General features: G+C 44.4%; 13 protein-coding genes. 6 read left to right on the top strand and 7 right to left on the bottom strand.

Going from position 1 to position 15181, the window contains the following annotated elements; all coding sequences use genetic code 11:
* Positions 1–25: 25 nt before the first annotated feature.
* The 5 genes from dcuC to apbC all read right to left on the bottom strand — a co-directional run bounded on the left by dcuC (position 26) and on the right by apbC (position 6353).
* The gene (gene dcuC / locus Xsze_RS12140; RefSeq protein WP_038237979.1) at positions 26–1384 is read right to left on the bottom strand and encodes an anaerobic C4-dicarboxylate transporter DcuC; all 1359 of its coding nucleotides are present in this window, start codon (positions 1382–1384) and stop codon (positions 26–28) included.
* A gap of 347 nt (positions 1385–1731) precedes the next feature.
* Positions 1732–3549 (bottom strand): outer membrane assembly protein AsmA, encoded by a 1818-nt coding sequence (asmA, locus tag Xsze_RS12135; protein WP_038237976.1) that lies wholly within the window; start codon positions 3547–3549, stop codon positions 1732–1734.
* A 63-nt stretch (positions 3550–3612) separates the two neighbouring features.
* Positions 3613–4194 carry a dCTP deaminase gene (gene dcd, locus Xsze_RS12130; RefSeq protein WP_038237973.1) on the bottom strand — a complete coding sequence of 194 codons (582 nt, stop codon included), beginning with the start codon at positions 4192–4194 and terminating at the stop codon, positions 3613–3615.
* A gap of 46 nt (positions 4195–4240) precedes the next feature.
* The gene (udk, locus tag Xsze_RS12125) at positions 4241–4882 is read right to left on the bottom strand and encodes a uridine kinase (RefSeq protein WP_038238050.1); all 642 of its coding nucleotides are present in this window, start codon (positions 4880–4882) and stop codon (positions 4241–4243) included.
* Positions 4883–5240: 358 nt separating this feature from the next.
* The gene (gene apbC, locus Xsze_RS12120; protein WP_038237971.1) at positions 5241–6353 is read right to left on the bottom strand and encodes an iron-sulfur cluster carrier protein ApbC; all 1113 of its coding nucleotides are present in this window, start codon (positions 6351–6353) and stop codon (positions 5241–5243) included.
* 360 nt (positions 6354–6713) lie between these two features.
* Between apbC and metG the strand changes: the two genes are divergently transcribed.
* The 5 genes from metG (at position 6714) to Xsze_RS12095 (ending at position 13063) form a co-directional block, all read left to right on the top strand.
* A complete protein-coding gene (gene metG, locus Xsze_RS12115; protein ID WP_038237969.1) occupies positions 6714–8741 on the top strand; it encodes a methionine--tRNA ligase in 2028 nt (675 codons plus the stop codon).
* 146 nt (positions 8742–8887) lie between these two features.
* Complete coding sequence (locus Xsze_RS12110) at positions 8888–9349, top strand: CidA/LrgA family protein (protein ID WP_038237967.1); 462 nt, start codon at positions 8888–8890, stop codon at positions 9347–9349.
* Positions 9343–10038 carry a CidB/LrgB family autolysis modulator gene (locus tag Xsze_RS12105; RefSeq protein ID WP_038237965.1) on the top strand — a complete coding sequence of 232 codons (696 nt, stop codon included), beginning with the start codon at positions 9343–9345 and terminating at the stop codon, positions 10036–10038. The genes Xsze_RS12110 and Xsze_RS12105 overlap by 7 nt, the downstream gene beginning before the upstream one ends.
* 214 nt (positions 10039–10252) lie before the next feature.
* Complete coding sequence (cdd, locus tag Xsze_RS12100; protein ID WP_038237963.1) at positions 10253–11137, top strand: cytidine deaminase; 885 nt, start codon at positions 10253–10255, stop codon at positions 11135–11137.
* Positions 11138–11365: 228 nt separating this feature from the next.
* Positions 11366–13063, top strand: coding sequence for an NAD-dependent malic enzyme (locus tag Xsze_RS12095; protein WP_038237960.1), 1698 nt, complete (start codon positions 11366–11368; stop codon positions 13061–13063).
* 76 nt (positions 13064–13139) lie between these two features.
* Here the strand turns inward: Xsze_RS12095 and Xsze_RS12090 are convergent, their stop codons facing one another.
* A complete protein-coding gene (locus Xsze_RS12090; RefSeq protein WP_038238048.1) occupies positions 13140–13484 on the bottom strand; it encodes a DUF6404 family protein in 345 nt (114 codons plus the stop codon).
* A 288-nt stretch (positions 13485–13772) separates the two neighbouring features.
* Here Xsze_RS12090 and sanA point away from each other — a divergent pair, with 288 nt between their 5' ends.
* Positions 13773–14492, top strand: a complete 720-nt coding sequence (gene sanA, locus Xsze_RS12085) for an outer membrane permeability protein SanA (protein WP_038237958.1) — start codon at positions 13773–13775, stop codon at positions 14490–14492.
* 120 nt (positions 14493–14612) lie between these two features.
* Here the strand turns inward: sanA and Xsze_RS22765 are convergent.
* The coding region (locus tag Xsze_RS22765) for a transposase (RefSeq protein ID WP_244590059.1) at positions 14613–15181 on the bottom strand (569 nt) is incomplete at its 5' end.

The raw sequence follows: 15181 nt of genomic DNA, 5'->3' as shown, positions 1-15181 counted from the left end.
GTGTAACCTACCCCTACATTTCTTTTTACAAATAAACCGGCACCAGAATTTCAGTGGCGATAATCACCACCAGCAACCCTACCAATACCGGAACTGAAGTGCGTTTCACAACTTCCATCGGGGAGATCTTTGCCATCCCTGCAACAGCAACCACCACACCGGAAACGGGAGATAAAGTCCGCCCAAGATTAGAAGCCTGTAACATCGGGATCACCAGATAGGCCGGATTAGCGCCCATTTGCCCTGCCAAACGTGGAATTAACTCAACAAACGCATAAAACGGTGCATTGCCTGAACCCGTTGTCATCGCGGCCAGCATGGTGATCATCACCAAGGCGACCATCATGACAATGGCGCCAGAGCCAAAAGACTGCGCCATATCAATCAGGCCGCTGATAAAGCCAATCGCACTCAAGCCCTGTGCAAATACACCTGCGGCGACCAACAGGATAACGACTGTCACAAACGCATCCGCCATGCCACGGTAAGCCACTTCCAAACCTTCAAAAATCTGCTTGGCGCTAAAGCTGCGGATAAACTCAATCAATGCCGCCAGCATAATGCACATCACAATAATCGTCACGATATGCAATTCAGGTCCCCATTTACCATCAAACACCAATACGCCAATCACCGGCGTAAATGGCAGGATGGCATAAAATCCGGGTGCATTAGTGGTGATTTCTTTTACATCCAGCATTTCAGGTTTTATCTGTTCACGCTTATCTAAATAACGCTGCCAGAAGAAATGTGCAATTGCCATTGCGGCAATGGCGGCAATAGAAATTGGCAACGTCGTTTTGAATGCAAAATCAATCAACGGCATATTGGATGCCTGAGCAGCAAGTACCACGTCTCCGGATGTTGGCGCGAGAATAATTGCCGCTGGGGATGCACAAATTGCCGCTGCTGCTCCACGGCTAATGCCGACATTGACCATGACCGGAAATAACGTTGCCATCAACAATACACCTAACCCTGTCGCAGAAGAGACTGCCAAGGACATCAGGCAAGCCAGGATATAAGCCGCAATCATAAGCAAGTAAGGTGAATTGATCATCTGCAACGGCCGCGAAGCGATTTTGACCACGACATCGTTCGCACCTATGTGAGTCATGTAAGCCGCAAAACCACACAACACCATAATCATCATGCCAAGATCGCCACCACGGCTCATCAGCAAGAATTTGATATATTCAATAACATCTGTCGAACGCCAACCCGTTGATGCCACGCTGGCAGGCAGAATACTTTTTCCCATTAATCCGCTGACGATCAGCAGTACGATGCCGCCAACCATCAATACCCCAGTAGCAGAATAACCTTTAATTATGTAGTACCCCACACAGATGGTGACTACAACGCCAATCAAAAGCTCCAACATTTACCCTCTCTTTATTCATTTCATTTTTGATTCTACGAACCATCAATCTTTGAACTATTTTTCTAATTTAAAATTGAATCCATGGTTAACATGCACTCTGCCCAAAGAAAGCGGAGTAGTTTATGATATTTATCAATAAAAAGTGGGAATTATCTGGATTAAGAGAGGAATATAGGGATATTTTTCAATTTAATAAAACATTAAACCAAAAGGAGAGTAATTTCTTCCTCTCCTCGCTGTAAAAAAGAACAAAAAAATTAACATTAAAGCCGATAATTCGGATCTTATGTGCGCCCTATTTTGTATTCATCGCATGTTCTGGCTTTTTATGCTCTTCGCTGTTGATGTTATTTTCCCAACCAATCTTTAATTGATTTTTTCGCTTTTTGTTGCAGCTCATCACGCAGCACAGATTCAACATTCAATGTGTATTGTAAGTTATCCCAACCACCATAAAACCTCAGAGGTATTTTGAGTTGAGCCAATCGATATACGAATTCGTTTTGTTTTCCCCAACCTTGGGTTAACTGCACCCATAACGCAACATCAATATTCTGTTTCAGTAAATTAACCTTACCCTGACCCTGAATATTTAACACACCAGAAGTTGCGGCAAGCTTATTGATGTTAAATTCACCACGTTCTAATTTTCCGCTGACAGACATCTTTTTGGCTTCGGTAAAATTATCCGCATTTTCAGGCAGGCTCACTTGATCTGTTATCCGTGAAAAAGATTGTCGGATCAATTGGGAAATATTCAGCCCTTCCATACGTGTGTTTTCCAGATCAATATTCAGGTCACCCCGCCAATAGTGAGAAATGGCATATTCGTCATAGCCTTCCCCTGAGAGATCACCATCAATATTAAGCTGACCACTAAATATCGATGGCAATGCCAATGCGGTTAGCAACGGCTTTATTTCAACTTGTTGCAAGCGTGGTTTTGCATGGAATATTGCGGGAGTGACTGTTGCATTAATCACTGTCGGAAGCTCAAAATACCCGCCAAACACATTCCCTGTTAATTTGGATGTTTTCGTTATGCCATCTTTATTCACGGCTTCCAGATCAAAATGATCAATATTCATGCCCTGATAAATTAATTTATCGGCTGTCAACGAAATATCAGCATCAAAGCCTTGCAAAAAAGTCAGATCATAATTGGACAGAGGCGATACTGAAGTCGCAATCACCGGTTTCAGTGAGTTATTTTCGACACGATAATCATTTTTTCCTTGCGGGTTATTGTCAGGTAAAACATCCCATCCGAATAGATTATCCAAATCCAATTTAGAAGAAGCCAACTTAATAAAATATTGTGGTTTATCTTTCAGACTGACAACCACATCCCCTTTCAACTCGCTTTCATTATTAGTGGTCAAGGCTATTTTTTGCAGTGAAATTGATTGCGGAGATGCCTGATATTTCATCGTTGCATGGCCGGTTCCTTTAATCCCCGCTGGCGGTAACCCAACACCCTGTAATTGGTATTCCAAGGTATTAATATCAGCCAATAGTCGCTGAGGATAACCCGATATATCTAAGTTACCCTTAAGATCAAATGCCAGTTCTTGCTGATTTTTATTAATTTTACTGTGCAGGTGAATATTGACATCATTTTGGCCACTGCGTTCCAGCAGCAAATCGATATCCCGAACATTTAATTGGGAATGATCATTGAGCTGCCAAATGAGTAAACTGTCTTCTACCCTGATTTTGGCAATATCCAGTTTCCAAGCCTGATTCCCGCCAGCTGTGGGATAGTGACCATCATTTTCAGGGGCAATCGGCATTTCTGCTTCTTTTTGCGGTTGACTGTCCGGCGTCAATCGCAAAACCGCACCTTTTAACATCACTTCCTTAACTGCCAGTTGATGAGACAATAACGGTAACAGCTCTACATCCAACCGCATATTTTCTGCTACAATCGCGGGTTTTTTAGCATCCTGAGCAGTCAGTGAAACCTGTCCTGTCAGAATGCTCAGTTTTGGCCAAACATGCCAGCGTAAATCATCCTGCAATACAAGCTGGTAACCACTCTTCTTTTGTACCTGTTGGACAATGTAACCCCGAAAATCATTCGGATTAATCAACACAACCAGGGCCGTTAGGCCAGCAACAATAACTAATAACAAAATAATGAGTGTCGTCAACAATCTTTTCATGACTTCCCCAGTCTCATGTCCACAAGATGACTATTTTTTACCAGAAAGCTTCACCAGAAAAGATTAATCCTCACTGATTCGACTGCCTACCGCTCCTTGCTGGTTTTTATACTTTGCATCCTGACGCTGGTTATAAGGACGCTCAGCAGAACCTGACAGCGGTTCAAAGCTCAGTGCACCAATCACCATCCCCGGACGTAACGCCAAAGGCAGTTTACCTGAATTGTAAAATTCCAGAACAATTTGCCCATGCCAACCCGGATCAATGCGATGTGCGGTAACGTGTACCATCAGACCGAGGCGAGCCAGAGACGAGCGCCCGTCCAACCAGCCAACTAAGTTATCAGGTAATTTAACAGATTCCAGAGTCACCGCCAGAGCCAATTCACCGGGGTGAAGAAAAAATGCTTCCCCATCCGGTAAAACGATCTCATCGCTCATGACACGGTCAAGTGCTGCATTGACTTCAGCTTTGGGACCACTTAAATCAATATAAGCAGCAGTATGGCCACGAAAAACACGAAACTGATTCCCAAGGCGCACATCAGCAGTTGCCCCATTAATACGTTCGACAGGGGGACGTGGGGTAATTACCAGTTTACCTTCATCTAGCCATTTAATAATGTCACGATCACAGAGTCGCATTATTTCCTCTCAAATACGGTGATACTTATGAATGCTGGGTAGCATATTATTCGTAAAATTGGCCAATCTTGGCTTTTAAGATATCAATGGCCACGCGGTTCTTCCCACCACGCGGAACAATAATATCGGCATATTGTTTTGATGGCTCGATAAATTGCAGGAACATTGGACGCACCGTTTTTTGGTATTGCTCCATAATGGAATCCAGTGAACGCCCACGCTCATTCACATCCCGCTTAATGCGACGCATCAGGCAGATATCCAGTGGCGTATCGACAAAAATGGAGAAATCCAGCTCCTGGCGCAAACGCTTATCGGTTAATAATAGGATACCTTCAAGGATGATGACCCTTTTCGGTTTAAAATGGAGAGACTCAGTTTTGCGGGTGTGTTCAGTATAGTCGTATTGCGGCAATTCAATGGATTTTCCGGCTTTTAGCGCCTGGAGGTGCTCGAACAGTAAATTGTGATCCATTGAACTCGGGTGATCATAATTAACTTTATAACGCTCTTCCATTGGAGTATTGGTTTGATCTTTGTAATAGCAGTCTTCTGTAATAACGCCAATGTTGTGATCACCAACCTGAGCCCGTAATTCTCGATAAAGCGTGTTAGCAATCAGGCTCTTGCCTGAGGCAGATGCACCTGAAATACCTACAATTGTACACTTATGTGCTTCATCAGCCATAATAGAAATAACCTGGTCAAAAAAGAAAAAATAAAGTGGGAACATGGCACTTAAATCCACCATGTATGGCGGATTATAGGGAGTTAATGATTTCTATTCCAGAGTAAACAAGATAAGTCTCGTTTTTTTAGAGACGTTCCGCATAAAAATCCCGCAACTCCAAGCTCAAAGATAGCAAAATCATTTCTGAATAACACTGTTGCAGATTGACGGATTCAAAAAGCATGCATTTTATAATAAAGCTCCCGGTATCAGGCCAGGAGCTGTTCATCTTAGTATGGACACTGTATGTGTCTTTTACTTCTGCCCGATATGGGCAACATTTATGACCAATATTTTCTCATTCAAACTGCTTCATTCAAACTGCGCGAAAAGAGATTTCAGTCGGGATCTTTTTGCCCTTCCAATACATTTGCGCGGAAATATTGGATGCGATTTCACAATAAATATCCGCAAATTCACTGTCAGGCTGGCTGCTTACTGTTGGCTCACCGCGATCAAGATCTTCACGCAGTGAAATATGCAATGGGATCTGCCCCAATAATTGGCAATCATACTTTTCTGCCAGCTTTTCGGCTCCCCCCGTACCAAAAATAGGCTCATGATGACCACAGTGATTGCAAATATGCGTACTCATATTCTCAATAATGCCCAATACCGGCACATTCACTTTCTGGAACATGACGATACCTTTCATTGCATCAATCAATGCAATATCCTGCGGTGTTGTGACAACCAAAGCGCCTGTCACCGGAATATTCTGGGACAACGTTAACTGGATATCACCTGTTCCCGGCGGCATATCAATCACCAAATAATCCAGATCAGGCCACAATGTATCCTGAAGCATCTGCATCAGGGCCTTGCTCGCCATCGGGCCACGCCAGACCATTGCGTTATCATCGGTTACAAGATAGCCAATAGAATTGGTCGCCATACCATGGATCATGATCGGCGCCATATGCTGACCATCAGGGGAAGTCGGGCGCTCTTTGGCAGTGCCGAGCATACTGGGGATAGATGGGCCATAAATATCCGCATCCAGGATGCCGACCTTTGCGCCTTCATGAGCCAGCGCCAACGCCAGGTTCACCGCTGTACTGGATTTTCCTACCCCACCTTTACCTGAACTGACCGCCACGATATTGCGCACACCCTTTATGCCCGGTAAATCATTGGCCCGGTGTAAAGTACTGATATCATGGGTCAGCCGCCATTCAACGGATTTCGCTCCCGTCGCGACTTGCAGAGATTGGGTTGTTTCTTTCTTCAAAAGTTCGAAGGCACGTTTCCAGACAAACGGCATAACCAGTTCAATATGCAGTACCCCATCCAGCACAGTGCAATGATGCAACGCTTTCAGGGCAATCAAATCTCGCTCTAATGTCGGATGTTTGAATGTTGCCAGTATTTTCGCAACATGTTCTTTCAGCAGGTCAGGATTGGTCTGCTCGGGGGATTGTGAGTTCATCCCGGCTCCTTTTGATTTATCTTTTCAACCTATACTCAATGGGTTTCGAAATGCAGCACAACGGCAAGAAAACGAATTTGCCGGCCTCCGGTGAAAGGCTTCTGCCTTTCACTTCTCCCCCGGGAACATCAATAACCATATTTTTTATAAAAACGGTAACCGGGGTGAGTGAGTGTGCCAGCAAAGCTGCAACTTGAAAAACAACAGGTATAAAACTGTTTGGTCATCATAGCAGAAGCAAATGACTTCGGATAAGGTAACAAGTAAAAGTAGCGAAGATCTCTCGTTACCCTAGCGGCAACGCTCTTGATCAGGTAACATCAAAAACCCTTTTCATTTTACGGAAGTAAGATCCTAACTATGTCTCAAGTCGCGAAAAAATTACTGGTGACCTGTGCGTTGCCTTATGCTAACGGTCCCATCCATCTCGGTCATATTCTGGAACACATTCAGGCTGATATTTGGGTTCGTTATCATCGAATGCGCGGCAAAGAGGTTCACTTTGTCTGTGCAGATGATGCCCACGGTACACCAATCATGCTGAAAGCTCAGCAAAGTGGGATCTCACCAGAAGAGATGATTGCCAAGGTGAGCCAGGAGCATCAACAGGATTTTGCTGGCTTTGCTATCAGTTATGATAATTATCACTCTACGCACAGCGAAGAGAACAAAGCATTGGCATCCCATATTTATCTGGCGCTGAAAAACAACGGTTACATCAAGAACCGGACAATTTCTCAGCTGTTCGATCCAGAAAAATCAATGTTCCTGCCGGATCGTTTCGTCAAGGGTAGCTGTCCTAAATGTAAGGCGGAAGATCAATATGGCGATAACTGTGAAGTGTGCGGAACAACTTATTCGCCAACAGAGTTGATCAACCCTCGTTCCGTTGTCTCCGGGGCTACACCAGAAATGCGCGAAACCGAGCATTTTTTCTTCGACCTGCCTGCATTCAGCGATATGCTGCAAAAATGGACTCGTTCCGGCACACTGCAAGAACAAGTGGCAAACAAAATGCAGGAATGGTTCGATGCCGGTCTGCAACAATGGGATATCACCCGTGATGCACCTTATTTTGGCTTTGAGATCCCTGACCAACCGGGCAAATATTTCTACGTTTGGCTGGATGCGCCAATTGGTTATATGGGTTCATTCAAAAATCTGTGTGATAAGCGCAGTGACCTGAATTTTGATGAATTCTGGGAAAAAGATTCTGAGGCTGATCTCTACCACTTCATCGGTAAAGACATTGTTTATTTCCACAGCCTGTTCTGGCCTGCAATGCTGGAAGGCAGCAATTACCGCAAACCAACGAATCTGTTCGTTCACGGCTATATCACCGTAAACGGCACCAAGATGTCCAAATCCCGCGGAACTTTCATCAAGGCTGAAACCTATCTGAAGCATCTTGATGCGGATTGCCTGCGTTATTACTACGCCGCGAAACTTTCTTCCCGCATTGATGATATTGACCTGAACCTGGAAGATTTTGCTCAACGTGTAAACAGCGATATCGTCAACAAAGTCGTTAACCTTGCTTCACGCAATGCAGGTTTCATCAATAAACGTTTCGCCGGTAAGCTGTCTGAACAGCTATCTGATCCTGAGCTGTACCAGAAGTTCGTTGATGCCGCGCAGACCATCGGGGAAGATTTCACTAACCGCGAATTCGGCAAGGCCATCCGTGAAATCATGTCACTTGCCGATCTTGCCAACCGTTATGTTGATGAACAAGCACCGTGGGTTGTTGCGAAACAAGAAGGCCGTGACGCTGACCTGCAAGCAATCTGTTCAATGGGCATCAACCTGTTCCGTGTGTTGATGACTTATCTGAAACCGGTTCTTCCGGGTTTGAGTGCACGAGCAGAAGCATTCCTGAATACCGAATTGACTTGGGAGAGTATCCAACAGCCTCTGCTGAGCCATGATGTTGCACCATTCAAGGCACTGTTCAGCCGTATTGAAATGGCGAAAGTGGAAGCCATGGTCGCTGACTCGAAAGAAAGCATTGAACAGCCTGAAACGGTAACAGGCCCGTTGGCAGATGATCCGATTCAGGACACCATCACATTTGATGATTTTGCCAAGGTTGACTTGCGGATCGCATTGATCAAACAGGCAGATTTTGTCGAAGGCTCAGACAAATTGCTTAAACTCACCCTTGATCTCGGTAGTGAAACTCGTCAGGTATTCTCCGGTATCCGTTCAGCCTACCCTGATCCAAAAGCATTGGAAAATCGTCTGACAGTGATGGTTGCCAACCTTGCCCCACGCAAAATGCGGTTTGGCGTTTCAGAAGGTATGGTAATGGCGGCAGGCCCCGGCGGAAAAGAAATCTTCCTGCTGAGTCCGGACAGTGGCGCTCAACCCGGTATGCAGGTTAAATAATTAGCACGCATATTGAAACTATCTTGATTTTTATCAATCAAATAAAACGGACTCAAAAATGAGTCCGTTTTATTAGTGTAATTTATGGCGCACTGACAGAGTTAATCGTATGATAAAAAATTAGTCGTATTGAGGAACAATCTATCATGTCTTTCCAAAACGTGCTGATGATAGGATGGCAATACCTGCGTGCATTCGCGCTGCTCTATTTGTGCCTGATTGCAGGAAATATCACTTCAGCATTACTTCCTTTCTCCCTTCCAGGCAGTATTATTGGTTTACTTATCCTGTTTTGTTTACTGGCATTTCAAATTATCCCAGCGCATTGGGTGAAACCCAGCTGTCACTTACTGATAAAGAACATGACGTTACTTTTCTTGCCGATCGGGGTTGGGATCATGGATTATTACCCACAAATCAGCCAACAAATACTTCCGATAGTCCTTTCCTGCATCGTCAGCACCGTCATTGTCATGATTGTCGTTGCTTATAGCTCCCACTACATCCATCGCGAACGCATTGTTATTGGCTCCGAAAAAATCGGTACTGAAAAACAAGAAATCCCCCTCGCCTCATTGAAAGAATCAAAAGAGAAAGAAAAATGTTAAGCCATATTTGGTGGTCACTCCCCCTGACACTGATCGTATTTTATTTTGCCAAAAAACTGTCAGCACGGCTCAAATTACCTATTTTCAATCCTCTGCTGATATCCATCATTGTCATTATTCCTTTGCTACTTTTAACGCATACCCCTTATGAGCACTATTTTGCCGGTAGCCAAATATTGAACCACTTGCTGCAACCTGCGGTTGTTGCCCTGGCCTTTCCTCTGTATGAACAGCTCCATCAGATCCGTGCTCAATGGAAATCGATCATTACCATCTGTTTTACGGGATGTATTGTCGCGATGGTAACAGGCACTGCAATCGCATTATGGGCGGGTGCAACACCTGAAATTGCAGCCTCTGTTCTGCCTAAATCGGTCACCACTCCCATTGCCATGGCAGTAGCCAGTTCCATTGGTGGTATTCCGGCCATCAGCGCAGCCTGTGTTATTATGGTGGGGATTTTCGGGGCAATATTCGGCCATAATCTGTTCAAAATTTTAAATGTAAAAACAAAGGCTTCCTGTGGATTAGCGATGGGGACAGCGGCTCATGCGGTTGGCACTGCCCGCTGTGCTGAAATCGATCACGTTGAAGGGGCATACAGCTCACTGGCTTTAATGACCTGTGGCATTATTACTTCACTGATTGCCCCTTTTTTATTCCCGGTCTTACTGCACCTGTTCAGTTAATGGCTATTTAATTAATTTCTTTTAATGGCCAATAGCATTGGTTACGCAGATGTAACAATCAAGTGAAATAAGTCATAAAAATAGTGAAAATTTGATATTTATTACTAAAATAATATCCTTATTACACAAATTTCATTAATTATTTGGCCTTCATCACATTACAACTTCTAACAGAACCCATAGAATGGCCTTCAATTAATTTGGAGATCATTCTATGCAAGCTCGTTTTCACGCTATTTGGTCAGAAATTGCGCCTAAATTGCAAGAAGCCCTGTTACCTTTTATTGGCGATGACAATTTTCCTGCCATGCTGACAGCAGAGCAAATTGAATCTGTCAAACAAATCAGCGGACTTAACGATCATGCACTGGCACTTGCCTTATTGCCACTTGCTGCATCCTGTTCCCTTACACCTATTTCCCATTTTAATGTTGGTGCAATTGCACGGGGAGAAAGTGGCAATCTCTATTTCGGTGCCAATATGGAATTTGCTGATGTACCCTTACAGCAAACTGTCCACGCTGAACAATCTGCAATCGCTCATGCCTGGCTGCATGGTGAAAAGAAGCTGGTTTCCATCACGATTAATTATTCGCCTTGTGGTCATTGCCGCCAGTTTATGAATGAATTGAACAGCGGAACACAACTGGAAATTTTCCTGCCCAACCGTCCACACTTGACTCTGGCTGATTATCTGCCGGAAGCTTTTGGCCCAAGAGATTTATTAGATACCCCGCTGTTGTTGGACACCGTGCACCATGGCCACCAATTAACCACCCATGATGAGTTAGTGCAAGCAGCATTGGAAGCAGCGAACCGCAGCCATGCACCTTATAGCCAGTCTCATTCAGGGATCGCATTGCAGGACGAAAAAGGGCGGATTTATACCGGACGTTATGCAGAAAACGCCGCATTCAACCCAAGTTTGCCACCGTTGCAGGCAGCTTTGATCTTCATGAACATGTCTGGCAGTGATTGCCTGTCCATAAAACGGGCAGTGCTGGTGGAGGGTGAAAATAGCCGTTTATCACAATGGAACGCAACACAATCCACATTAACTGCACTTGGCTGTACAAAAACAGAGCAATATACGTTTTAAATAAAATAAGAGTAAGTTAACAAAATGGCAATTTATTCCCTTTCAAGTGTCACTGAGGGGATAAATGAAAGAATTAAATAACATTTAATTAGCCAATTCTGTATGTTATCTCTCATTTTTACTCATGGTAAATATATTTAAGTAACATTTGCTGTACTTATTTTTTTTATCTTCTTAGGATCTACGACTGATTTTGTTATTGATTGATTAGTCCAAAGAGTATGCATCATGGAACTGGAACACGAAAGTAAACGTCCTCTCTATATTCCCTACGCTGGCCCCATTTTGTTGGAATTCCCTCTTCTGAACAAAGGTAGTGCCTTCACGGAAGAAGAACGCAGCAATTTCAACTTGCATGGCTTACTGCCCCAAGCTGTTGAAACAATAGAAGAGCAGGCCGAACGCGCCTATCGTCAGTATTGCGATTTTAAAAATGACGCGGATAAACACATTTATTTAAGGAATATTCAGGACACCAACGAAACGTTGTTCTACCGGCTCCTTGACGCACATCTCAGCGAAATGATGCCTATTATCTACACGCCGACCGTCGGTGAAGCGTGTGAGCACTTTTCTGACATTTACCGTCGTGCCCGTGGCCTGTTTATCTCCTATCCAAACCGGGCCTACATTGATGACATGCTGCAAAATGCCACCAAGCAGAATGTTAAAGTTATCGTTGTCACCGATGGTGAGCGTATTCTTGGTCTGGGCGATCAGGGTATTGGGGGCATGGGTATTCCTATTGGTAAACTGTCACTGTATACCTCTTGCGGCGGGATAAGCCCGGCTTACACCTTACCGGTTGTACTGGATGTCGGGACAAATAACCCACAGCGTTTAAATGATCCGCTGTACATGGGCTGGCGTCACCCGCGCATTACCGGTAAAGAGTATGAGGAATTTGTAGACGAATTCATTCAGGCAGTGAAGCGCCGCTGGCCGAATGTACTGTTGCAATTCGAAGACTTTGCCCAGCAAAACGCCATGCCATTGCTGAGCCGCTATCGTGATGAGCTGTGCTGCTTCAACGATGATATTCAGGGCACGGCTGCCGTTGCTCTTGGTAGCCTGATTGCCGCCAGCCGTGCTGCTGGTCGTCAGCTAAAAGACCAGACGGTAGCATTTCTGGGTGCAGGCTCCGCAGGCTGTGGTATCGCAGAGCAGATAGTTGCCCAAATGAAATCGGAAGGCTTGAGTGATGAACAGGCCCGCGCCCGTGTATTCATGGTTGACCGTTTTGGTTTGCTGACTGATAAGCAGCCGAATTTACTGGATTTCCAGAGTGTACTGGTACAAAAAAGCTCTGCCTTGCAATCATGGGATATCAGCAGTGATTCCATTTCATTGATGGATGTGGTCCGCAATGCAAAACCAACAGTTTTGATTGGTGTTTCCGGTCAGTCTGGTTTGTTCACTGAAGAAATCATCCGTGAAATGCACAAACATTGTGAACGTCCAATCGTGATGCCTTTGTCTAACCCGACTTCACGCGTTGAAGCACGTCCTGAAGACATCATTCACTGGACAGACGGCAAGGCGTTGGTTGCAACAGGAAGTCCGTTTGCGCCAGTGAAATACAAGGATCAGGAATATCCCATCGCGCAGTGCAATAACTCCTATATCTTCCCTGGTATCGGTTTGGGTGTTATCGCTTCCGGAGCCAAACGCGTAACAGATGATATGTTGATGGCATCCAGCCGCGCACTGGCGGATTGCTCACCGCTGGCACAAACAGGTTCAGGTCCGTTGCTGCCACCTATTGATGATATCCAGGAAGTTTCTCGCAAAATAGCCAAAGAAGTTGCAAAGAAAGCCCAGATTCAGGGCGTAGCAATCGTCACATCTGAAGATGCTCTGGATGAAGCGATTGAACGTAATTTCTGGAAACCAGAATATCGCGTCTATAAACGTACTTCATTCTGATTATTTTTCTAAAAAGCCTGCCATAACATTGGCGGGCTTTTATTCTTACTGCACTGAATATTTTAGAGAAAATTAATTACAAATCTTTCCAGTCCGGTAACTTCTTACTTTTTCTTCGATATAAATGAAATAGCGCAAACGTCACCCCAAATGTGATACCGATAACAAATCCCTGTATGAAAAAATCGCCGGAAGACACTCGATATTCGCTCATTTCCAAGTATAGAATAAAAGTAGCCAATATCCCGCCAAATGCACCATAAATTATCGTATTTAGCCAAAAATTTGCAAAGGTTGGCGGTGGGATTTTAACGCCCATTTTCCATAATAAAACAACGAGATAAGGTACAGAATTACTTTTCCAAAGCCCCGCGCTTTCCATTAGTTCGATTGCTTTATTCTTTTTTATTTCAAAAGACAAAATAACTCCCATTAAATAAATTATCAAAATGATATGAACTAATTATATTCAGGAACACCAAATATAATTTGATCACGCAGAATACCAATAAGCTCACCAGAAAAATAATACGCTCCAATTTTAATATTAAATCTTCCCTATTAAAGCCTCCAATACTCACTATAATGCACATATCCACAATCGATTACTTTCATTCCGCTATAATTCAGCAAAAACTTGCTTCGGTATTTCAAGTAAAGTAGCCTTTAGGCCATTGACCCATATGTACATAAAAGGCAAACGAAAATTATGTGGAAGCGCTTGATTATTGGCCTGATTCTAACCACTTCTGCTATCGTTTTGGTCGCTGTAATGCTCGACCGTTGGATTAGTTGGAAAACAGCTCCTTATGTTTTTGATGATCTCAGACAACTGCCAGAACGAGAAGTCGGTATGGTACTTGGCACCTCAAAATACTATAGGACAGGTAAATATAACCAATATTACTTTTACCGCATTCAAGGTGCGGCAAATGCATACAATAGTGGAAAAATCAAATACCTGTTATTAAGTGGAGATAACGCCCAGCATAATTACAATGAGCCAATTACAATGCGAAAAGACTTAATTAAAGCGGGGATCCCTGCCAGTAGCATTGTGATGGATTTTGCGGGTTTCAGAACATTAGATTCCATTGTCAGAACCCGGAAGGTGTTTGACACAAATAATTTCATTATCATTACGCAGCGCTTCCATTGTGAACGCGCCCTGTTCATTGCCATGCATTTAGGCATAGACGCACAATGTTATGCCGTACCCTCACCCAAGAATATGATGACTATTCGTCTGAGAGAAGTATTGGCTCGTCTCGGCGCCTTGACAGATTTGTATATTTTAAAACGTGAGCCTCGTTTTTTAGGCCCGTTGATGCCAATTCCTGCACCCAATGCCATACCGACCAGCGCTGAAGGTTATCCTGCCGTATCACCAGAAGAACTCCGGCAACTTGAAAACCCACGGAACAAATAACCTTAAGCAGAGCCTGTTAAACAGGCTCTGCTTCAGACTGCTGACAAACCGCGTTGAAACCATACCATTGCCGTCTCCATTATCAACCCTCCTCTTCGTTTTTTTTCTGATTCATGCCCGTTATTCCCCTTTTCCAGAACGTGATGGGATGGTTGATCGACTACATTCACGGCTGAACCCCAGATAAAACCAACAAAGCGTGGCCACCAGTAACGCTATCTTCTTGATATTTTGCGCGGTGGCCGCCAATAGGCACTGTATCTGCACTTTCAGCAACCCGCGAAAATGGGCGTAACGATGCCCGTGATGCTGTTTGGCATCCGCAAAACTGCGCTCTATCGTTTCTTTTCGTCGCTTATGCATTTTTTTGCCCCACGGCGTTAACCGAATGTATTGAGCCTTTTCTTTGCTCGTTTCCCAGAGGTGCCGCGTGATGGTTTTTCCCTTTTTAGCCCGTGTACAAGCCGACCGCTGTGGACAGTTCTGGCAAATGCCGGCGGCTGTTTGGTAATGGCGGTATCCCTGGCGGTCGGTGGTGGTATAAATCAGCTTTTCGCCCTGCGGGCAGGTATAGCAATCGTGTTGCGAGTCATAAATAAACTGTTTCTTTTGGAACGTATTAGGGCCTTTGTTTGGGCGACGATAGCTGATGACCGGGGTGAGCCCCAGTTGCAGGGTCAGGTGGCAAA

This window comes from Xenorhabdus szentirmaii DSM 16338 (genome assembly GCF_002632585.1).
In the GTDB taxonomy this organism is placed as follows: Bacteria; Pseudomonadota; Gammaproteobacteria; order Enterobacterales; family Enterobacteriaceae; genus Xenorhabdus; species Xenorhabdus szentirmaii.
Note: the sequence above shows the minus strand (reverse complement) of the source record. Positions and strands in the feature narration are given on the sequence as shown.